Source organism: Heyndrickxia sp. MSNUG (assembly GCF_049532715.1).
Classification (GTDB): Bacteria; Bacillota; Bacilli; order Bacillales; family Cytobacillaceae; genus Mesobacillus.
Window position 1 is genome coordinate 4,308,010 of record NZ_CP150978.1, and the last position, 21,130, is coordinate 4,329,139.

21 protein-coding genes and 1 pseudogene are annotated in these 21,130 nt (G+C 41.5%); 4 read left to right on the top strand and 18 right to left on the bottom strand.

Annotated features, from left to right (window positions below; genetic code table 11):
• Nucleotides 1–132: 132 nt before the first annotated feature.
• Nucleotides 133–510, top strand: coding sequence for a hypothetical protein (locus AABM38_RS21745; protein ID WP_423408240.1), 378 nt, complete (start codon nt 133–135; stop codon nt 508–510).
• Nucleotides 511–1,025: 515 nt separating this feature from the next.
• Here AABM38_RS21745 and AABM38_RS21750 read toward each other — a convergent pair.
• The gene (locus AABM38_RS21750) at nt 1,026–2,831 is read right to left on the bottom strand and encodes a flagellin (RefSeq protein ID WP_423408241.1); all 1,806 of its coding nucleotides are present in this window, start codon (nt 2,829–2,831) and stop codon (nt 1,026–1,028) included.
• 162 nt (nt 2,832–2,993) lie between these two features.
• On the opposite strand from AABM38_RS21750, the gene AABM38_RS21755 reads away from it, so the two are divergent.
• A complete protein-coding gene (locus AABM38_RS21755) occupies nt 2,994–3,926 on the top strand; it encodes an endonuclease (protein WP_423408242.1) in 933 nt (310 codons plus the stop codon).
• Nucleotides 3,927–3,949: 23 nt separating this feature from the next.
• Here AABM38_RS21755 and AABM38_RS21760 read toward each other — a convergent pair whose 3' ends face one another.
• From AABM38_RS21760 to AABM38_RS21835, 16 genes and pseudogenes are all read right to left on the bottom strand, one after another.
• The gene (locus tag AABM38_RS21760) at nt 3,950–4,189 is read right to left on the bottom strand and encodes a flagellin (protein ID WP_423408243.1); all 240 of its coding nucleotides are present in this window, start codon (nt 4,187–4,189) and stop codon (nt 3,950–3,952) included.
• A 221-nt stretch (nt 4,190–4,410) separates the two neighbouring features.
• Nucleotides 4,411–5,529, bottom strand: a complete 1,119-nt coding sequence (locus AABM38_RS21765; RefSeq protein WP_423408244.1) for a flagellin — start codon at nt 5,527–5,529, stop codon at nt 4,411–4,413.
• 148 nt (nt 5,530–5,677) lie between these two features.
• Nucleotides 5,678–5,899, bottom strand: a complete 222-nt coding sequence (gene csrA / locus AABM38_RS21770; RefSeq protein WP_423408245.1) for a carbon storage regulator CsrA — start codon at nt 5,897–5,899, stop codon at nt 5,678–5,680.
• A gap of 5 nt (nt 5,900–5,904) precedes the next feature.
• Nucleotides 5,905–6,354 (bottom strand): flagellar assembly protein FliW, encoded by a 450-nt coding sequence (gene fliW / locus AABM38_RS21775; RefSeq protein ID WP_423408246.1) that lies wholly within the window; start codon nt 6,352–6,354, stop codon nt 5,905–5,907.
• A 13-nt stretch (nt 6,355–6,367) separates the two neighbouring features.
• The gene (locus AABM38_RS21780; protein ID WP_423408247.1) at nt 6,368–6,922 is read right to left on the bottom strand and encodes a DUF6470 family protein; all 555 of its coding nucleotides are present in this window, start codon (nt 6,920–6,922) and stop codon (nt 6,368–6,370) included.
• A 394-nt stretch (nt 6,923–7,316) separates the two neighbouring features.
• Nucleotides 7,317–8,207: a flagellar hook-associated protein FlgL gene (flgL, locus tag AABM38_RS21785; RefSeq protein WP_423408248.1), complete on the bottom strand. Its 891-nt coding sequence runs from the start codon at nt 8,205–8,207 to the stop codon at nt 7,317–7,319.
• Between the two features lie 11 nt (nt 8,208–8,218).
• Complete coding sequence (flgK, locus tag AABM38_RS21790; RefSeq protein WP_423408249.1) at nt 8,219–9,772, bottom strand: flagellar hook-associated protein FlgK; 1,554 nt, start codon at nt 9,770–9,772, stop codon at nt 8,219–8,221.
• 24 nt (nt 9,773–9,796) lie between these two features.
• Nucleotides 9,797–10,246, bottom strand: coding sequence for a flagellar protein FlgN (locus AABM38_RS21795; RefSeq protein ID WP_423408250.1), 450 nt, complete (start codon nt 10,244–10,246; stop codon nt 9,797–9,799).
• A 15-nt stretch (nt 10,247–10,261) separates the two neighbouring features.
• Nucleotides 10,262–10,525, bottom strand: a complete 264-nt coding sequence (flgM, locus tag AABM38_RS21800) for a flagellar biosynthesis anti-sigma factor FlgM (RefSeq protein ID WP_423408251.1) — start codon at nt 10,523–10,525, stop codon at nt 10,262–10,264.
• A 98-nt stretch (nt 10,526–10,623) separates the two neighbouring features.
• Nucleotides 10,624–11,028: a TIGR03826 family flagellar region protein gene (locus AABM38_RS21805; RefSeq protein ID WP_423408252.1), complete on the bottom strand. Its 405-nt coding sequence runs from the start codon at nt 11,026–11,028 to the stop codon at nt 10,624–10,626.
• 33 nt (nt 11,029–11,061) lie between these two features.
• Entirely contained in the window at nt 11,062–11,778 is a 717-nt protein-coding gene (locus tag AABM38_RS21810; protein WP_423408253.1) for a ComF family protein, read from the bottom strand.
• Nucleotides 11,775–13,275 (bottom strand): annotated as a pseudogene (locus AABM38_RS21815) (DEAD/DEAH box helicase). The gene AABM38_RS21810 and the pseudogene AABM38_RS21815 overlap by 4 nt, the downstream one beginning before the upstream one ends.
• Before the next feature lie 315 nt (nt 13,276–13,590).
• Nucleotides 13,591–14,430, bottom strand: coding sequence for a DegV family protein (locus tag AABM38_RS21820; RefSeq protein WP_423408254.1), 840 nt, complete (start codon nt 14,428–14,430; stop codon nt 13,591–13,593).
• Nucleotides 14,431–14,960: 530 nt separating this feature from the next.
• Nucleotides 14,961–15,122, bottom strand: coding sequence for a sporulation histidine kinase inhibitor Sda (sda, locus tag AABM38_RS21825; RefSeq protein ID WP_423408255.1), 162 nt, complete (start codon nt 15,120–15,122; stop codon nt 14,961–14,963).
• A 193-nt stretch (nt 15,123–15,315) separates the two neighbouring features.
• Complete coding sequence (locus AABM38_RS21830; RefSeq protein WP_423408256.1) at nt 15,316–15,999, bottom strand: response regulator; 684 nt, start codon at nt 15,997–15,999, stop codon at nt 15,316–15,318.
• Between the two features lie 68 nt (nt 16,000–16,067).
• Nucleotides 16,068–17,210, bottom strand: coding sequence for a sensor histidine kinase (locus tag AABM38_RS21835; protein WP_423408257.1), 1,143 nt, complete (start codon nt 17,208–17,210; stop codon nt 16,068–16,070).
• A 421-nt stretch (nt 17,211–17,631) separates the two neighbouring features.
• Here AABM38_RS21835 and AABM38_RS21840 point away from each other — a divergent pair, with 421 nt between their 5' ends.
• On the top strand, nt 17,632–18,270 hold the full coding sequence (locus AABM38_RS21840) for a YigZ family protein (RefSeq protein WP_423408258.1): 639 nt from the start codon (nt 17,632–17,634) through the stop codon (nt 18,268–18,270).
• Between the two features lie 120 nt (nt 18,271–18,390).
• On the top strand, nt 18,391–19,461 hold the full coding sequence (locus AABM38_RS21845; protein ID WP_423408259.1) for an LCP family protein: 1,071 nt from the start codon (nt 18,391–18,393) through the stop codon (nt 19,459–19,461).
• Between the two features lie 417 nt (nt 19,462–19,878).
• On the opposite strand, the gene AABM38_RS21850 is transcribed toward AABM38_RS21845, so the two are convergent.
• The gene (locus AABM38_RS21850; protein ID WP_423408260.1) at nt 19,879–20,934 is read right to left on the bottom strand and encodes a glycosyltransferase family 4 protein; all 1,056 of its coding nucleotides are present in this window, start codon (nt 20,932–20,934) and stop codon (nt 19,879–19,881) included.
• Between the last annotated feature and the right edge of the window lie 196 nt (nt 20,935–21,130).

The window sequence follows — 21,130 nt, forward strand, 5'->3', positions numbered from 1 at the left end:
CTGTTTAAGTTTTTGAATGAGAATATTTACCTACTGCATCTTTGAGGGGCTTAAATAATTAACAAAAACTAGCAGGAGTTTTACTTTGCATTTAGAAAAGTACTAACATCAACCTTTTTTGGAGTGTGGAGCATGAACGGTATTAATTACGGAAAATATTCTGTATCCGAGGACCTGCAGCAATTGTTCGATTTACAGGCTGATCTTGCCAAGAAAGACTTGCTGCCATACGGGGATCTATTAGGCTATTACTTTTCTCTGGATGATATTCGCTATCTAAATACACCTCTTGACTTACTATCTTTTGCCCGACCTGGAGGGGACGGTATCCATTATGGCTTTCTGACAGACTTTGGACTGGTGAAGGCCTTAGAGGAAGCCTATATTGTACGTGTTTCCCCCATGGATATTGATGATTCGGTAAATAGTCGCTCGCAACCTGAGGAATTTTTTAAGGATGATGTACTACGCGCCAGTCTCCTTGGATTTGCTGGACATAAACTCAACTGAGGAATACTGCAAAGAAATAGGGAGTTAGGATACCTTTCTTAAAGAGGAAGTTCAGTCTCCACAAGTGGGGAGGATATTCACGGAAACCTTTCAGCTAGAGCCGATTCGAGATATTTATAGTTATTTAACCGGCATTAAAAATGAGCGCTTTAAACAAACTGTGCTAAAAACGAATGATGGATTAGGAGTTGTCAATAAGTTTATCGGCTGCCCTCACTCATATGACATTGGAGTTGAATAGAAATCAAACCTTGTATCATTATGAGGTTAAAGTGTTTTTCGAAAAAGCTTCACCAGAAGCGAAATTGGGATTTTTGCGGGATGCTCAGTCTTATGGATTAATTTATGATAATTAGGATGTAAAGGAATATTTGAGGGGTCAGTTGCTACTCTTAAGTTTAGTTGATGAGGCTGAGAGGTTTATGTTTTCTGATTGATGTGAAAGCTAAGCTTTAAATTCTAAAATACCTCACAAGAAAAAGATGGCCATTCATAGAGCAAATGGACCATCTTTTTTAACGAAGAAGCTGCAAGACTCCTTCAGGCAGTTTATTGGATTGCGCCAGCATTGCTTGTGCCGCCTGGGAAATTATACTTTCTTTTGTTTGATCCATGGCTTCTTTGGCAATATCCGCATCCCGAATCCTGGATTCTGAAGTCGTTAAATTTTCCGCATAATTCGCTGCATTGTTCGAAATTTGATTAAGAGCGTTCTCATATGCACCAAGTTTACCGCGTTCAGTTGAGGTATTTTGGATTAAATCATCTATGACTTCAATGGCTATCGTTGAATCATACCTTGAGTGAACCATAACCTTTGGTAAATCAGTTTTAAAAGATGAAAGATCAGGCTTTTCTAATCGGAAAAGTTGATTTTCATTTGCACCCACCTGCAATGTTAAAGCCTCAATCTCTACCTTTTTTGTTCGGCTCAATGTTCTAATTTCTTTTTCACCAAAAGCGATAAACTGATCCCTATCCTCGTTGTATAAAAAAGATGTATACCGCTCATTACTCGTTTTATCGATTTCATTCCAATTAAGTCCATCTGTAGAAGTAATGATTACACCTTGATCACCAATTGCTATAAATTGATTTCCATCCCAGTTGATTTTGTTAAGTACGTGACTAGTAGGTTGAACATCCCATGTAGCTCCGTCAGCAGATGAAATAATACTCCTTGCTCCTACCGCAACGAATTGATTTCCTGTCCAGATAATATCATTGAAATGCTCACTTCCTATTTGGCTTTGCGACCAGTTCTCACCATCCGTTGAAGTTAACACCCAGCCATTTGAACCTGCAGCAGCATAAGTATCACCATTCCAAGCAACTTTAGGGAACTCATCTACATTTGCTGTAATATGCTCGTCCCAATCGATACCGTTATCAGATGTCAACATTACCCCATCATAAGCGCTAATGACATATTGGCTGCCATTCCAATTTAAATCAAGTAACCGTTTTGATGTATTTGAATTTTGGGCGGTCCAGTCTACACCATTTGATGAAGTTAAAATGTTAGCACCCTCATAAGTAATTGCAACATACTGAGATCCATTCCAATTAACCTCTGTAAAAGGCTCTGAAACACTAGTCGTTTGCTCAGTCCAGTTTATACCATCAGCTGAGGTAGCAATATAACCGTTAGGATCACCATCTCCTTTTCCACCAACCAAGATATACTCATTTCTATCCGAATTCCAGAACATATCTTGGACAACTACTTCACTAAGAGTATTGGTATATTCCCAATTAATTCCGTCACTGGATTTTTGAAGTTTTGCTCCCCCAGGACCACCTGCATTTATGTAACCTATGTATTGATTTCCATCCCATATTGCAGAAGGATTCAGCCCTGTTAACGTTTGGCTGGACCAAGTTTCCTCCACCGTCACTTTTACGATGGGTTCAAAAATATCAATCTCGTTAAACTGAGTATTTTCCTTTATATGAGAAATACTCTTTTTTATCTGGTCCACTTCATCCTGGATCGCTAACCGGTCGGTATCGTTTAACGTATCATTGACACTTTGAACAGCCAACTCTCTCATTCTTTGCAATTGATCCTGAATCTCGGCCATTGCACCATCCGCTGTTTGAATAAAAGAGATCCCATCTTGTATATTTCTTTGCGCCTGAGAAAGCCCGCGAATTTGCCCGCGAATTTTTTCTGAAATCGCAAGCCCTGCCGCATCATCCTTCGCACTCATTATTCTTAATCCAGACGAAATTTTAGATGCACTTAAAGAAAATCGAGCTGTACTTTTTTCTAATTTATTTAAGATCCTTAATGATAGGGGGTTTTGATTAATTATCATTGTGTAAACACTCTTTCAGTTTTTAGTACTATTGGTAGTATCGGATTGCTACCGGAATAATTTAGGAAAATAACAGTAATAAGGTTAGTATCCTATCAATTATTGAGTACGTATGGTAAAATTAATATACAGAACAAACGTTCTTGTTAGGAGCGATTTCTAATGGATGAAAAGGAAAATACTTTAGAATCATTGCCTCTTAGAGGATTAGGACTCATCAATGGAAAATTGCTTGGGGATGGTAATCTTACAATAACAGAGAACAGAAAACCGCGATTTAGGTTTCAGCATAGATATGCAGATAAAGATTGGAGTATTTACTGTTACGAAGAACTCAATATTTTTATCCCTCTATCACCTCCCAAATATAAATTGGATCGAGACACAAGAGTGAAATCTGGTTATTCCGAATCAATTTATGTACAGTCAATAACTTCACCTGTTTTCGACTATCTTAAATCTCAATGGTATTCCGGAAGAACCAAAGTCGTGCCTTTTGATTTGCTAAAAAGAACATTAACTGTAGAATCATTGGCCTGGTGGTATCAGGATGATGGGCATCTTACGATTAAAAATAATGTTCTAAAAAAGTTGATTCTTTCAACTGATAATTTTACTACAGAAGAAAACCTTGGCCTAATCAAATTGATAAAAGAGAAATTTTATCTTTCTTTTTCACTAGACGGCCAAAATAGATTATGTTTATATGATAAGCCACAAATTATGTATTTCCTGCACTTAGTCGAGGACTACATCCAACCCTCAATGATAAGAAAACTCTTTAAATTCAAACCAGAGACCTCATCAATTGTACCTTTAACAAAACGTACCACCATCTATCTTCCTTTCATTCTACAGAAACCAACTGCAGAAATAAGAGAACTTTTAACAGAGCTAGAATGGAATAAGTTTATTGAAGACTGGTTTCATTATTTCAAATCACTTGATAAGCAAACTTTCCCATTTAATTTCAGCTATCAAGTTACATTAAACGAAAGTGAGCTATTAAAAATCAACCAAATACAAATTCGTACAGGTTTAGGGATGAGTGACATTCTTTATTATCTTTACAAAAGAAAAGATGGCCTCCCATAGGGTGACCATCTTTATTTTACCTATTAACGAAGAAGTTGAAGAACTCCTTGTGGTTGTTGGTTCGCTTGCGCTAACATTGCTTGTGCAGCTTGACCAAGAATAGAATTCTTAGTTTGGGTCATCATTTCTTTCGCCATCGTGCGAACATTTACTTTCATAAATGACCAGACTATATCTTCACCCTCTAGCAAACTAGTAGGGGTCGGGCACTTCGGATTCACAATGCTGATGTACATTGTTTCACCTACGGATTTCATCATCATAGCTTCCGCCTTAGATGGTCTATCCTAGTCGTTGAACCTTCTCCACTCTTTCGAGACAGGAGCTTGGCTGCTGATTGCCCAATCTTTTCTTTTATCGAACCATCACGCTTGTCGTTTCCAACTACGTTGTGGCAAGAAAAGCTCTAAGGGGTTTCCAGCAATTCACCCGATAATGATCTCTGGCCGTTACCAGCCAGGACGACTGTGCTTGTTACTACTTTTTAAGCAGCTAAAGCATAATCTACGTCACGGATACGAGATTCCGCAGCAGTTAGGTTTTCAGAAGATGTGTTTAGGTTGTTGATTGTATGTTCTAGGCGGTTTTGGTTTGCACCTAATTTAGAACGTTCTGCAGAAACCTTTTCAATTGCACTTTGAATTGCAGTAACAGCATTACCAGCATTAGCAGATGTACTTACGTCCAATGCATTTTCATTGGCAGTATTATTTGTACCATCCGTAACTGTTGCTGCACCAGTAAAGTTTGCCCCTGTTCCAGTAATTCCAAGAGCTGCTGCACGCATATCTGTGAAGTCAAGAGTCATTGTTTGGTTTTGGTTTGCACCAATTTGTGTTGAGAATGAAGATTTAGCTGCTTGAGCTGCAACAGCTGCTACACCAGCTGTTGTCGTACCAACAGTTGCAGTAGTTGCACCAGTTGCACCGGAAGCATCAGCAGTTAAAGCTGTAGCACTACCAGTTTTTTGTGTGAATGTTAAACCTGCGCCAGTTCCAGTAATATCATACTTAGCAGATAAAGTCGCGTCAGCTTTAATATCTCCCTCAGTAGTAGCCAAATCAGTATTAAAGCTGATTGTTTGACCATCAATTACAACGCTACCGCCTGACATACCAGTTAGGTCAAGAGTGTACGCACCCTTTACTTCTGCTACTGCAGGTACACCAACAGAGACAGTACCAGCGCTAGCGTTTAAAAGTTTCTGACTATTAAATTCTGTAGTATTACCAATACGGTTAATTTCGGAAGTTAATTGATTAATTTCTTTTTGGATTTCTCCACGGTCAGTACCTGTGTTTGTATCGTTTCCTGCTTGAACTGCAAGTTCACGCATACGTTGAAGAATATCATGAGTTTCGTTTAATGCTCCTTCAGCAGTTTGGATCATAGAAATAGAGTCTTGAGCATTTCGACCCGCTTGGTCCAAACCACGAATTTGCCCACGCATTTTTTCAGATATCGCAAGCCCAGCCGCATCATCCCCAGCTTTGTTAATACGAAGACCAGAAGCTAATTTCTCCATTGATTTAGCTTGTGCATTTGTTGCACTGTTCAACTGACGGTGCGTGTTCAAAGCAGCAATATTGTGATTGATTCTCATTATAATTTTCCTCCTTGAATGTATGGTTCACATCCTTGTGAACCGTTAAATTGGTTCGAGTAGATAAGGTCGGCCGCCCTTATTTTCTCTTACAATTAATTTATCGTCTGGAGGCTTTGTTTGTTTAATAGTTTTTAATAAAAAATTTTTATTTTAGAGCCTTTAAACTTCCAAGCATACTTGAGATGTCTTTTGACGCCTCCTGATTTTCTTCCTGTATTTGTTCGTATAATTCTTTTCGTAATATTTCAATGTTCTTCGGTGCTTTAATACCGATTTTAACCTGATCATTTTTAGATGAAACGATGGTAATCTCGATGTCATCTCCGATTTTAATGGTTTCTCCATTTTTCCGTGTCAAAACTAGCATTCATCTCACCCCTTTACCTTTTGCAGGTGAGTTTTTCCAAACAGGTTGTGTTTTGTCTTGTATTTCTCATCTACTAGGATGACTTGTTTGGCTTTATTATTCGACTTGTTAATAATCACGGGTGCCTGCAAATTCGCAGTTGTTTTTTCAAATGGATCTTCTACCGTAAGGATTGAGTAAACCAAAACATCTTTGTCTGATCTAAGCACAAGTTCCTCGACAACTGAATCTTCTAACTGGAAATCATAGTCTTTGAAAAAATCGAACGGGTTAACTATGACTAATGCCAGTCCTTCCGTTCCAACTGATTGCATAACAGAAAAAGATCCATCCTCATTCAGAGGAAGTATCACAAATCTCTTTTCATCCGGAAAGCCCGGAATCCCTTTTTCAAAATGCAAAACTTCCGACTCTTGTATTTCTACTTCATTATGATATTTCGTATTAAGCTTCATCTAAAAGTCTCCTTTATATTTCAAAATCGATATTCAGTGAGTTTTTCTGCTGCAGATAGATATTGGTTTTGCCTGGAGTGTAATTGATCATCGGCTTATTTGGCCTTACGTCTATATTTACCGGGCGTGTGTTCCAGCGAATATTTGTTTCGCCGGGGTCATAATTAATTCTGACACTGTTATGTGAAGGAATCCAGCCGATGTTGATATCAGCCTGTAGGGTTTCGCTATTCCTCTGGGCTTGTGCTGAGAGTGCTGAAAAGCCATATTCAATCATCATCAGCTCATCGCCTTCTTGCGATATGTTCGATATCGTTTCCATTGCTTGCTGATAACCTTCTTGAGCCGCGTCTTCCGTCATTCTGAATACACTTTTCAACAGGACATCTTCAAATGCCTTTGTCTGATCGATCGTTAGCCTTGGCGGTCTCCGGTCGATAATCATTTCCGCCTTTGGCTGCTCGATACTCATCTCAGCAGGCGGCTGCTCGATTTCCATATTTCCCGAACTTGTTTCAATTCCTATTTTAGCAAAAGTTGATTCCATACGTATTTGCGGTATATTCATAGGTATCCTCCCTACTACTAGAAAAGCGGAAGCGCCTTCGTCAGCCCCGACAAGCACTGGCCGACTAAAACCGCCACGTCCTGTGGCAACGTCGGCACTAGAACATCGTGTCCGTCGAAGGTCCGACCGGTGAAGTCGTTCTTTGACTTCATTGGGCGGACCGAAACCGAAATGTGTAGCCGACTGCCCAGAAACGCAGAAACTGGAGACTCCGCCAAAGAAGCGCTTTTTGCTTCTGCCGGCGGAGTTGAAGTTTCGGAGTTTCTAGGAGGCGAAACTAGACAAGCGACTCGAGGGGCTAAGCGCTGGAGCTGGACAATTCTCGAAGTTTATTTTATACATTTTGCTTTATAAGAAAAGCCTTATCAAATAGCTTGATAAGGCTTTAGTTAAATTATCTTAAGAAATCCATCAATGTCGGCTGGATGATTCGCGCACCGACACTCAACGCTGCACGATGAACGCTTTCCTGCGATTTGAGATCCATAATGACACGTTCGATGTCGGCATCTTCATTATCGGAGAGCACACGAGACGCCAAAACTTCCTGTTGGCCAAGGCGATTTTCGACGGTTTCTAGCCGATTGTAGCGTGCACCGAGATCAGAGCGTTCACCTGATAATGTTTTCATGACACTATCAAGATCATCCAGCAAATTGTCCAGCTGTTTAGGGTCTGCACTTTCAAGCTGATCCTGGATATTCTGGACAGTATCAAACATCTCCTGATTGAATACATTAGCGGGATTAGCATTCGCCTTCATAAAAACGCCCCGCGATACTTCAACCTGGTAGGTATTAATTTCAGCATCATACAGATTTGCTGCTACCTTAATTGGATCCTCCTGAGGAACAGTCGGCTTCATGACGTCTGTACCATGGAAAATATATCTGCCGCTGACCTGCGTATTTGCTGTGGCGACAAGACTTTGCTTGAGCTGGTCAATCTCACGGGCAATCGCCTTACGGTCATCCGGGCTATTCGTATCATTCTGTCCTTGGATTGTCAGCTCACGAATCCGCTGCAAGGCGCTGTTAGCCTGATCAATTCCAGCCTCGGAATTATCCATCCACAGGTACAGCTCCGACAAATTGCGCTTATATTGTTCTACTTCAGTTAAATTGGAACGATAATACATTCCCTTCATCGCTACAACCGGGTCATCTGAAGGCTTGTTGATTTTTTTACCAGTTGCGAGCTGGTCCTCATATTTTCCCATTCTCCGGTAGCTTTCGCTCAGGTTCCTAAGCGAGTCGGAGGAAAGCATCGATTGTGTAATTCGCATTTATTTCACCCCTATCTTCCGCCTGTTCCCATGCCATTGATAATTTTATCAAGGAGTTCATCCTGGAGCGAAATCATCCTTGCTGACGCATTGTAAGCATGCTGGAACTGGATCATATTCGTCATTTCTTCATCCAGTGAAACCGAACTTACAGACTGGCGCTTGTTATCGACAGCTTGCTGCAGCGTCTGGCTATTGGTTGTCATTCGGGTTGCTTCCTGTGACTGGACAGCCATTCGGCCGATCACACCTTCATAGTAATTACGAAAATCTGAAGCTTCTGAGCTATTGTTATAATCCATTTTTTTCGTAAAAACATTTGCCATGTTATTCACATTGGTACTGTCGCCCAGGGTAGCTGATGCAGGATCTCCGCCTGCAGCAGTAGCAATATTATCAAGACTTTCAAGGATCTTTCCATCAACAGCGATTCTGCCGGCAAATCCTGTTCGATTTGTGATATCCCCTGATTCAGAATCTGTAAAAAAGGAAATCTCTTCGGTCTTTTGATTACTAATCTCATTCGGGCTCAAGCCTGATTGGTGGACAGCATTGAATTCCTTTGCAAAAGTGTATGCAAGGTTATCCAGCTCTTTTAGCATATCAGCATAAACTCCGGTTGCGTTGCCTTCCCCATTTTCATAAGTAAAGGATTCAATCAGACCTTTTAGCTTTCCGCTTGATTGCAGGTCATTAAAGTTTATATCTGTATCGCCTGCGGAAATGGTTTTCACTGAACCATCGACGCCATCCTTATGGACTTCTACTACATTGTAGCCGGCATTCCCCACTAGCAGCGCATGCTGTTTTCCACTGTCGCTGACTAGCTTGATCACCGCTTTTCCTTCGGCTGCTGAATGGGCATCTCCACCCGAACCAACATAATCCACCTTGATATTCACGATTGAAGATAACTCATCAATCAAACGATCACGCTCATCATACAGGTCATTCGGCAAATAGCCATGCGGCTCCACATCTCCGATTTGGCCGTTTATTGCGTGAATTTGCTTCACTAAAGAGTTCACTTTATCAACTGTTATATTAATTTCGTTGCCAATATCTTTCTGCACGGCGATCAATGAATTATGAAGAAAATTGAATGTATCTGACATCGCGATCCCACGCTGACGTACTACTGACCTTGCTCCTGGATTATTCGGATTGACTGCCAAATCCTGAAGCGACTGCCAGAACTGGTCCATCGTATTGGCAAGACCAGAATCAGATGGCTCATTCATGATTTGCTCAAGCTGGTCAAAAGCGGCTGCCCTGGATGAAGAATAACCCAATTTATTGGTTTCACCGCGATATTGAATATCAAGAAAGCTTTCGCGAATCCGCTGAACCGATTCAGCTTTCACCCCTGTACCAACCTGGCCAGGAATATTAGGCCGGTTGATGGATGCGGATGGATATGGCTCAGTTTGTGCAAAGTTAATTCTTTGCCTTGTGTAGCCAGGCGTATTCGCATTTGAAATATTGTGGCCTGTCGTATGTAGCGCGGTTTGTTGCGTGAACATCCCGCGGCGTGCTGTTTCTAATCCCATAAAGGTCGAACGCATGTAAGACTTCCTCCAGTGTGAAATTTACGCTTTTGAATTAAACAGACCTTTTTCCGTCCTGCCTGTCTCATTTGGACCGTAATTGTAGTCGTCCTGTGGCGGTGTTACAAGGCTCATGGAAAAAGAAATGAATTTCAGCGACTGCGTGATCAGGTGCTGATTCAATGCATTCTGCTCCTTGATCTTTGCCATTACATCCTTCAGTTCGGAACCGATTCCTGCTAAAGTCTCCCGTTCCTCATCAGGAAAAATTGCCAAAAAATCACTTAATGCCGTATTCCCTGCAATCCTGCTCCGCTCCGCTTCCACTTTTTCAATCGCAAGGATGTGCGCCTGCTCTTCCTTTAAAAGCTCAGTAAGTGCAGGCACATCCTCCAATTCCAGAATCCCTGTCTTCCTAATCGCCAGTTCAAACAGGCTTTTGTGCAGCTTCAAAAGCTTGGCCAGGCTTTCAATCAGTTGATGAATGTTCATTTGCTTTTCCCAGCCTTATTTTTTGGAGTAGAAATTAGCAATGCTTTTTGCTATTTCCTGAGGATTTGGTTTGTAAGTGCCATTCTCAACCTGGATCTTCAGCTCTTCAACCTTCTTAGCACGCTGCTGTTCCACATCGGAAAGCTGCTGCATCGCTTTTGCTGTTGAAGAAATCTCCACCTTATCCACTGGTTTTTCTGCTTTTTTCAGTTCATCCAATTTATTCATTTGACGCTTATACGGATTGATCCTATGTGTTCCAAAATTATTGATTTTCATGAATACCCCTCGCTTTCAAACAGTTCAGGATTGTATATCTTTACTATCGGATATATCCTCTTTACCTTTAGCCTAAATGTAAAATATAGACTTTCGGCTTATTTATTCCTTGTAAAATAAGTGGCTTTATGACTATTCATCTTTTGCTTAAATTCTTCTTCGCGTTCATGATTCTTTAAGTCTTCGAGGATTTCACTGGCACAGCCTTCACAAAGCTTTCCAGTACGGATAATCTTCCCGCATTTATCGCATGGATAACCGAGATTAGGGAATTGGGTGATTTGCAGTTTCCCGTTTTTAATGAATTTGAGGATCAAAACCTCACTTACTCCTGTAGATTCTACCACCTGAAGCATGGTTGCAGCGCGGTTTTCACGCTTCCTCATAAACTTATAGACGGTGTCATATGCTGCCTCTTCCTCACGCCAGCATTTTTCACATACTTCTCGGAATTTACTTTTTATATAAATTTCGCCGCATTCAGGGCAATTTGAAAGGTCCACAGTCCTTCCTCCTTCAATTTTATCTTAAATGGATCAGCGCGCCAAAGTTAAAGAATAGACTTTAGCTGCACCATGATCTTTTAAAAGCTTGGCTGCATGCCTTAGTGTCGAGCCTGTAGTATATATATCGTCAACAAGCAGAATTGTTTTACCTCTTAAATCAAGGTCGGTTTCAACCTTGAAAACCTGCTCGAGATGGATCCGTTCGTGTCGGGATTTCTTTGATTGCTTTTCAGTGTGGATCCTTGATAATAAATGTTTTGGTTCAAAACCTGAGGTCACGATAATTGCCTCCGCCTGGTTGAATCCACGTTCGTACAACCGTTCCTCACTTAACGGAATCGGAACGATATAATCATATTGGAAAGCTAGTAATGCATTTCGAAATGCTGCTGCGAAAATCTCCGCCAGTATGTAGTCACCTCTAAATTTAAATCTGGCAATCACTTCTTTTGTAAAATTGTCGTATCTGAACAGGGACTTATTTTGGTCAAGGGTATCGCACCACTTGTCGTCAGCCTCCCACCGCTTACAATCAAGGCAAATACTGCCGAGACGGTACTCAAGTTCCAACACAGCAAATGGCCGCCCGCAAATCGAACACGTCTCACCAGTGATCGGCACTAGTTTTGGAGAGCAACCTCCACAGATCTTAGCCGTTTCCTCTTTCCCAAAAATACTTCCCCATGAAACTTCCGGCTGTATTTCCTCATGGCATAGCAGACAGTGATCACCTTCCCAGAAATTCATTGGTCAATCAGTCCTTTCCTGATTCCTTCTTTGTTCATCATGATGATCTGCTTCCTGGCACTGACCATCGCTTCTGTTTTACCATAATGAAAAAACGTCACATCTCCGGTCGGGTAATTAGAACTCCTGCCGGCACGCCCGGCAATTTGCACAAGTGCGCTTTCGGTGAAAATCCTATCCTCGGAACCTATTACGGCGACATCGATATTCGGAAAAGTAACGCCTCGCTCGAGAATCGTCGTAGTTAATAACAGCGGCATTTCATTGTTGCGCATTTTCATGACCTTTTCTTTTCGGTCGGGATCCTCTGCATGAACGGATTCTATTAAGGGATTGAGTTTTTGGAGGATTGGAAGGATTTTTTCCATCGAGGCGATTTTCGGGGCATAAATGAGAGCTTGTTTCCCGCTGGCTAGCCGAATTTGAATCCATTTCATTATGTTGGATGGCAGTTTACCCTTTGATAGGTTCTTCTCCCAGTTTCCTGACCATTCAAATCCCGGTACCGGCAGAGGATGTCGGTGAAAGCGGGCAGGGATCGTGAGTGACAAATTCTCTTTTTCCATACCGGCATTCTCGCTGCCATTTCTGGCTTGGCGTCGCTGTAAGATAGATGAGGGACGATTGGGGTTTTCTTGATTGCTGGACCGCATATTGTAGGGTTTCGTCCATTGAGTATGGGAAGGCGTCGACTTCATCGACAATGATGACATCGAAGGCTTGATAGAAGCGCAACAGCTGGTGGGTTGTCGCTATCGTTAGGTGAGCATATTCATGCCGGTCTTCACTCCCACCATACAAAGAAGCTATATGGGTTCTAGGAAATACCTTTTTAAATCGTGGAGTCAATTCCAGAACTACATCAGTCCGCGGCGTAGCAAGACAAACCCGCTTCCCTGTGGATAAGGCTTGAGCAATTCCCGCAAATAACACTTCTGTTTTCCCGGCTCCGCATACTGCCCACACTAAAAGCTCCGTAGATAAATGGACAGCTTCCACGACACGATGTGAAGCAGCCGCTTGTCCATCTGATAACTGACGGTCCCAGTGAAGCGGATTGTGATCCACAGGAAATTCAGGATGATCTCCTGCCCAGCTGATCAGCGGGGTGCATCCGCTAACCCTTCCCATCATCAAACATTTGCGGCAATAAACATCCTGTTCATCGCAGCGTGCACAAGGAAACTCCGCAAACCAGCCTGGATCCGTCGACCCGCACCTGGTGCATTTCACTCTTTTATTTTGCATTTCAATTCCCTTGCGATAAGTTAAGTGGCCTTTTTCGTAGTGCATCTGAATTTCCTCTGTTAAAAATGGAAGGTCATCTACCAACAGCTGTTTTCCAGCAAGCATAGTTTGTAATTGGGGATTAAACGTGAATGAAGGGTCCTTCGGTACAAGAGGAATTTCAGGAAGTTTGATGATTGGGCAGGATTCTTCTTTTTCAGTATGGTTTGTGCTTGGGATTAACTTGCCGTTTTTCAGTGAAAATCTCAACTTAATCACATCTCCTGTGGATTTTAATGTGGATAACACTGTTTTTCTGTGGATTATGTGGGTTATTTTGTTTATAACTCAATTAATTTTGGCGAAAACGAAGATGTCAGCGGTTACTTCTGGGGATAAGTTTGTTTCAGGCACGAAACATCTGTTAGTAAGTGGGTGATATTGTTGATAACCGGGATAATTCTGTGGATTAGTAAAATATGAAGGTTAAATTTCGGATGAAGAGGATTAAGACTGAAAAACGCCATTCCAAATAAACATTCTGGAAATGGCGCTAAATCTAATGGTGTAAACTCTGTTCCTGCATTACTTCTTATACCAGCCCATACCCATCGAGCCCTCGCCCAAATGGGTGCCTATGACAGGACCAAAGTAGCTCAACATGAATTCGACGTTGGGAAATTGTGTTTCAAGTTCTTTTTTCCACTCAAGAGCTTCTGCTTCCCTGTTTGCGTGGATAATGGCCGCACGATACTGTTCCCCGCTTCCAGCATCCTCAGCAAGCAGTTCAACGACCCTGTTTAATGCCTTCTTGCGGGTACGAACCTTTTCAAAAGGAACGATTCTTTTGTCTTCAAAGTGCAGCAACGGTTTTACTTGCAGCAAACTCCCGATAAATGCCTGCGCACTCGACAAACGGCCGCCGCGCTGAAGGTGACTCAGGTCATCGACCATAAAGTAGGCCCGAATGGAGTGCTTCATTTCGCCAAGCCTCGCGATGATTTCTTCGCCGCTCTTGCCCTGTTCAGCCATCTCTGCCGCTTCCAAAGCATAGAAGCCCTGGACCATGCAGCTAATTTCTGAATCAAAGGCATACACTTTTATTCCATCGACCATCGTTCCAGCGGTGATCGCTCCCTGATACGTGCCGCTGATCCCGCTTGACAGATGGATGCTGACAACTTCATCATAATCATTTGACAATTTTTCAAAAAGCTCGACGAATTCGCCGATCGGCGGCTGGGACGTTGTCGGCAAATCTCGGTTCTTAACTTCTTCATAAAACGCTTCTGCGCTGATATCTACTTCTTCACGATAGGTTTCATTACTAAAAATCACGCTTAACGGAATCATGTGGATATTCCATTTCTCTCGCAATTCCTTCGGGATGTACGCCGTACTATCCGTGACAACTGCTGTCTTCATAAAAAAATACCATCCTTAAGTTTTTCTCTACGTATGTACAATCCCCATTTTATATGAACATCAGATAAAATGCATTCTTTCGGATGGTTCTTTTCGTAAGTTCATTGAAATTTAATATAACCGTCACTTCTCAAAACTCAAATCATTATGCATTTCGGTGTAACTAATAATGGAAGACCTTATTCGTTCTTCCATTGTTCGGAAGATTTTCTTAAAATGTTTCTTCTCTTATCTTTTTCGAATGTTTTTAACTACTTTCATATGACCATTTGCCCGTCTTTTTCTCTTCTAAATGGTCGTTATAGCCTTTATTAGAGCCATTCGCCGGAAATTCCCCTCCCTGAATGGTCGTTACAGCCTCTCTTAGAACCATTCGCCTGAAGTTTTGCATCCCGAATGGTCGTTATAGCCTTTATTAGAAACATTCGCCGGAAGTTTTCCACCCTGAATGGTCGTTATAGCAATTCTTAGCCCTGGCAGGCCTTCCATAATTAAAAAACGCTGGCAATCGGTTGCGCAGCGTTGCAGTATTAAGATACGTATGAGCTAATTGTATCTTCCAGTCCTCTACTTCCTATTTCTTCAATAAGCATTTCAATAAAGGTATCATCTAACTTCAATAGAGTAGCCTTTTGATAAGCTTCTATTAATTTTTCATCCGTCAGTTCCCATAGAGAAGATATAATGATCACCCCTTCGTTCGTAATGTTTCCCTAATTATAGCGGATTATGTTAGATGTCTGACAAGTTTTCTGTCGTTTTTTTCCAACAATAATATCGTAAATTCGACAAAAAACCACAATAGTCATTACGACAATTGTGGTTTTTTGGGTTGGTATTCTTTTACAACAACGTTAATTCCTAATTTCTATGAGAAACTTTCTTTTATCGTACTTCAACCCAGCCATTTTTAATCGCAACGACAACAGCCTGAGTACGGTCGTTTACATTCATTTTTTGTAAAATGTTACTTACGTGGTTTTTAACAGTCTTTTCACTGATAAACAATGCTTCGCCGATGCCGCGGTTGCTTTTTCCATCAGCAAGGAGCTGAAGGACTTCGCATTCACGGCGTGTCAGCAAGTGTAACGGACGGCGGATTTCCACCTTCGATATGTACTTGTCCGATCCGTTCTCATCGGCTGAGAGACGGCGATATTCTTTTACAAGATTATGTGTGACGCGCGGGTGAAGGTACGATCCGCCATCTGCCACTACCTTGACTGCTTCGATTAGTGCATCGGCATCCATTTCTTTTAACAGATAGCCTGTTGCTCCTGTTCTTAGAGCATGTGTGACATAGTTTTCATCATCGTGTATTGATAGAATGATGACTCTCGCTTCTGGATATTTCTGAATCAACTGTCCAGTTGCCTCTACACCATTCGTAGTAGGCATATTGATATCCATGATGATTACATCTGGCTGGTACTGTTCAACAAGCTCGATTGCTTCGTTGCCATCGTCACCTTCTGCAACTACTTCAAATGATGGTTCGAAATCAAGGATCCTTTTTACCCCTTCTCTGAAAAGTTGATGGTCGTCAATAATAACAATCTTTGTTGTCATACTTTCGCCTCCCCATTGGCTTCTTTCTCTATTTTTCATTTTAGCTGGCAGCAATGCTGCTTTCGATGTTATAGATTCAGCGGAACCTGGATAATCACTAATGTTCCGGCTCCTATTTTCGAGTGAATATCAAGCTCACCTTCAAGGAGCTCAACTCGTTCCCTGATCCCAAGGAGTCCAAATGACTCGGGTTTCTTATCATTGAGATCGAATCCTTGGCCGTCATCCTTTATGACTGCCATCACATTATCCCTCTTGATTTCCAGCTTCACCTGTATTGTGGCTGCGTTCGCATGCTTGAGCGCATTTTGTACTGACTCTTGAATCATGCGGAATAATGCGACTTCATACTTGGTTGACAGCCTTTTATCATCACCCAAATTGATAAACTGGATTCTAGTTGTCTTATGATACTCTTCGATTGTCTGTAAATATTTTTTGAGGGTAGGAACAAGACCTAAATCGTCAAGAGCCATTGGCCTCAAATCATAAATGATTCTTCGGACCTCATATAGCGCGGATCGAACCATTTTTTTCATATTGCGAATTTCACTGATTGCCTCGCTCGCGCTTCGCTCTTTATAGATTTTTTCAATCAAATCGGAACGCATCATGACATTCGCCATCATTTGCGCCGGACCATCATGTATTTCTCGAGACAGTCTTTTTCGTTCATCTTCCTGGGCTTCAATGATTTTCAGGCCGAAATCCTGTTTTTGCTTTGCCGTTTCAAGTGCTTCACCCATTTGCCTGATATCGCTCATTAAGTAATTCATGACGACACTTATTTGGGAAACAAGATGGTCGGCCCGCTCAATCGTTTCATTTAAGCCAAGGAGCCTCCGTTCGAGGTCATCTCGTTTTTCTCGGAGCTGTTTCTCAGTCTGCCTGTTTAAGGTCAATTCCATTTGCAGCTTATGGGCGATTTCATATGATTCGCGCACCTGAAGTTCCGTATAATCTTTAAAATGCTTACTAACTTCGGAAAGCCGCTTTCTAGCCGTCCTCACCTGTGAATCCAAATGGTCGCCCTCATTGATGATTTGGGCAACCTTCCTTTTGATTTCTCTTAATTCATTTGTAATCGATTCATAATCCGATCGGCATTCTTCCGCGATTCGGAAGATTTCGTCTTTGCTATTGCCAACGGTTTCAATCATTTTTTCAAGGATGTGATCGAGTGCTTTTGTATCAAACATTTTAATCGCCATTTAAAAAACTCCCCCAAGGGTGGCACTAAAGATATTTTAGCTTGAAACACGATTCGTTACTATTTTCAACAAGAAAATCATGCCAATTTCGTTAAAAATCATCTAAAAGGCATAGGATTGATTTTTCATTCTAAGTCTTATATCCTATTATTTTAGGAGCTAAACTCCATTTTTAAAATAAAAACATTTTTCCAAAAACGTTTCATGTACTCTGTATACCCTGGTATGACCACTCACTATTATAACATTCAAACACTTTTACAGTATTAAAGTTATATTACAATCATAAGACATCGATTGTCCCATGATTCTGGTAAACTTATAATGATTGTAGCACTTATTGCCATTAACGAATACAAGCACTGCGCCTAAAAGCTCATAGAGTCTATTGGGAAATTTTTAATAGAGAGAGGCGAGCCGATTGCTGCAAAACTATTTTACTGTAAAAGGATATGGAGAAAATGAAATCGAGATTCAGAAGTCCCGGTTCATTGCATATATAGATAGGGTGGAAACTGAGGAGGAAGCCCAGGAATTCATCCAGTCAATCAAGAAAAAGAACTGGAATGCGACGCACAATTGCTCCGCATACCTGATTGGCGAGAATGACCAGATCCAGAAGGCGAATGATGATGGTGAGCCAAGCGGCACGGCTGGCGTTCCAATACTTGAGGTATTAAAGAAGAAGCACTTAAAGGATACCGTTGTGGTCATCACCCGCTACTTCGGCGGAATCAAATTGGGTGCGGGCGGACTGATTCGTGCATACGGAAAGGCAACGTCAGAAGGCCTGGCCGCCACTGGAATCGTGGAGCGCAAGCTGATGCGCATCATGCACACCACTATCGACTACACGTGGCTAGGAAAAATCGAGAATGAACTAAGGTCATCTGTGTATCAGTTAAAAGAAATTCATTACCTTGATAAAGTTGAAATCGAAACATTTGTCGAAGAAACACAAACTGAGGCATTTAAGGAATGGATGGTCGAAATGACAAACGGCCAATGTGATCTGCGCGAAGGCGAAATGCGGTACTTAGAAGATCAGGTTGCCAGATAAATTTAATGATTGAAATACTCAGTAATAAAAAATTCATTTTACGAAACACCGTAAAAATTGTAGAATTAAGTTTGGCTTAATAAAAAATCCGTCTTATTTTTACAAAAAAGGAGCTCATTTATGTCTGTTGAAAGACGTTCACTTCAGAAAAAGCGAAAAAAGCGAAGAAGAATCGCTTCTGTACTTATGTTCGTTGTATTCTTTACTGTCCTTACTGCTGGTGGCTATGGAGCATTTTTATATAATAAAGCACAATCCGTCATTGACGATTCTTATAAACCGCTTGACCGTCAGTCCGGTAAGCGTGACAAACAAGTAAATCCTGATATTGATAATATTTCAATCCTGTTTGTCGGCATTGATGACAGTGAGGCACGTGATTTTAAATCAGCATCAAGAACAGATGCCCTGATGCTCGCAACATTAAATGAAAAAGACAAATCAATTAAACTGCTCAGCATCCCACGTGATTCCCTTGTGTATATTCCAAGCAAAGGCTATGAAGATAAAATCAACCATGCTTACGGCAAGGGCGGGATTACTTCTACGATTGAAACAGTGGAAAACTTCCTGGATGTCCCTGTTGATTATTATGTTCAAATGAATTTCGAAGCATTCATTGATGTCGTTGATGCATTGGATGGGATAAAAGTTGAAGTTCCTTATGAACTGCATGAAAAAGATTCTAGGGATAAAAGCGGGGCGATTTACTTAAAGCCAGGCGTTCAAACACTTGATGGTGAACAAGCGCTCGCATTGGCAAGAACGCGTAAACAAGACAGCGATATCTACCGAGGCAAAAGACAGCAGGAAATTCTAAAAGCAATCATGACAAAGGCCGCTTCTGCCAAATCGATCACAAAATACTCTGATGTAATGGAAGCAGTTGGCGACAATATGCAAACAGACTTATCATTCAGTGAAATGAAAGCATTGGTTGACTACGCAACGGCAGGTTCTAAGCTGAATGTCGAAACCATGTCACTTGAAGGCTCAGATGCCATGATCGACGGTGTGTACTATTACCAGCTTGATGAAGAAGCGCTTCAACAAACGATCCTGAATCTTAAGACTCACTTAAAGGTTTCCAGTGCAAGCGATGTGAACAAAATCGCTGAGAAAGATGCAGATCAGGACCTTTCGGATACTGAGGAAGAAGATTCTGAGTATATTTATACGGATGAAGAATAATTACTTATGAAACGGGACAGCTTAATGGCTGTCCTTTTTTTATGGTTCTATTATTGAAGCTGAATGTTGAGGATTAAACCCTGTTGATTGTAGTGGAAGGCGCGTAGACTCCTGTGGGCTCACCTGACGCCCCACGGAAAGCGAAGCGCCTGGAACGGAAATCAACAGTCTTGGTTAATAGAGCTTTAATTTTAAAAAATTCGTTTGTTCCATGGTCAAATAGATATCTTCCCCGTCACCTTTTGTAATCCTTCTACAGCAAATGGGGCACGTAGACTTTCGTTAATCTAAAGTCCTTCATGGTCATTTCATTACCGAACCGAGTGTTGCACCTTTTACCTATTAACAAGAAGTGTTGAAGCTGTGTCACAGACAAAAAAGCTGCACCTGATTCATCAGGAGCAGCTTTGAAATATTTTATCGATTTTTAACTGTAGAGTAACGTCTGACGAATTTCAATAATGGACGGTGGTCCTTGCCCATTAATCCTACGCTTTCTGCGAACAATTCGATCAGGATCAGCAGGATGCCGACTACGACGAATGATCCCCATACTTTTGCCTGAGAGAAGATGATCGCTGTCAGGCCGAACATTGCCGCCATTGCATAAATCATCAGGACGGTCTGGCGGTGTGAGTAGCCAAGTCTCAGCAAGCAGTGGTGCAAGTGTGATTTATCTGGTGCAGATAGCGGTTTTTTATTAACGAATCTGCGAATGATCGCAAAAAATGTATCAGAAATCGGTACACCGAGGATAATAACAGGAACGATTAAGGAAATGACCGTTACGTTTTTGAATCCTAACAGTGAGAGTACTGCGATGATGAAGCCAAGGAATAAGGCTCCAGTGTCACCCATAAAGATTTTTGCCGGATGAAAGTTGTAGAACAGGAAGCCCAGTGTGCTTGCAAGCAGAACAGATGCGATTGCAACGACGTAGAAGTTCCCCATAATCAATGCCATGAAGGCAATTGTGATTAGTGCGATGGATGATACTCCAGCTGCCAGTCCATCTAATCCGTCAATCAAGTTTATGGCATTTGTGATTCCGACAATCCACAGGATCGTTAATGGAATGCTGAAATAACCAAATTCGATCATTCCTCCAAATGGGAGGTTAATGAAGGAAACGAGTACGTCTCCCCAAACAACGACGACGGTTGCAGCTGCTAATTGGCCGCCAAGTTTTATTTTAGCGGAAAGCTCGAATAGATCATCGAAGATTCCGGTTAAAATAATGATGAAACTTCCAAGTACGATCGGCCAGTGATTTTCACTGCTTGGCTGGAGCACCAGCAAGCCGACGATGAAGCTAATATAAATTGCTAAACCTCCGAGACGAGGCATAATCTTTTGATGGACTTTTCGTTGATTCGGTTTATCCGTTGCACCAATTTTAATGGCGAATTTTTTCACAAGCGGTGTGATCAATATGGAGGTAATAAAACAAATGAACATTGTCACATAAATCATGTTGGTCCTCCTTAATAAATAGCATAACCAATGCGGCTCTATTTTGAACATCTAATTGATGACTTTTTCGTTATTAATTAACAGTCGGCTAAAGTTGCCGGCCTATTTAAACAGCTTGGTTTCCTGAGCAGCTGCTCAGATTACCACAAAATGCATTATAGCATAAGTAATGAAACTCTGAAACACCTAATATATG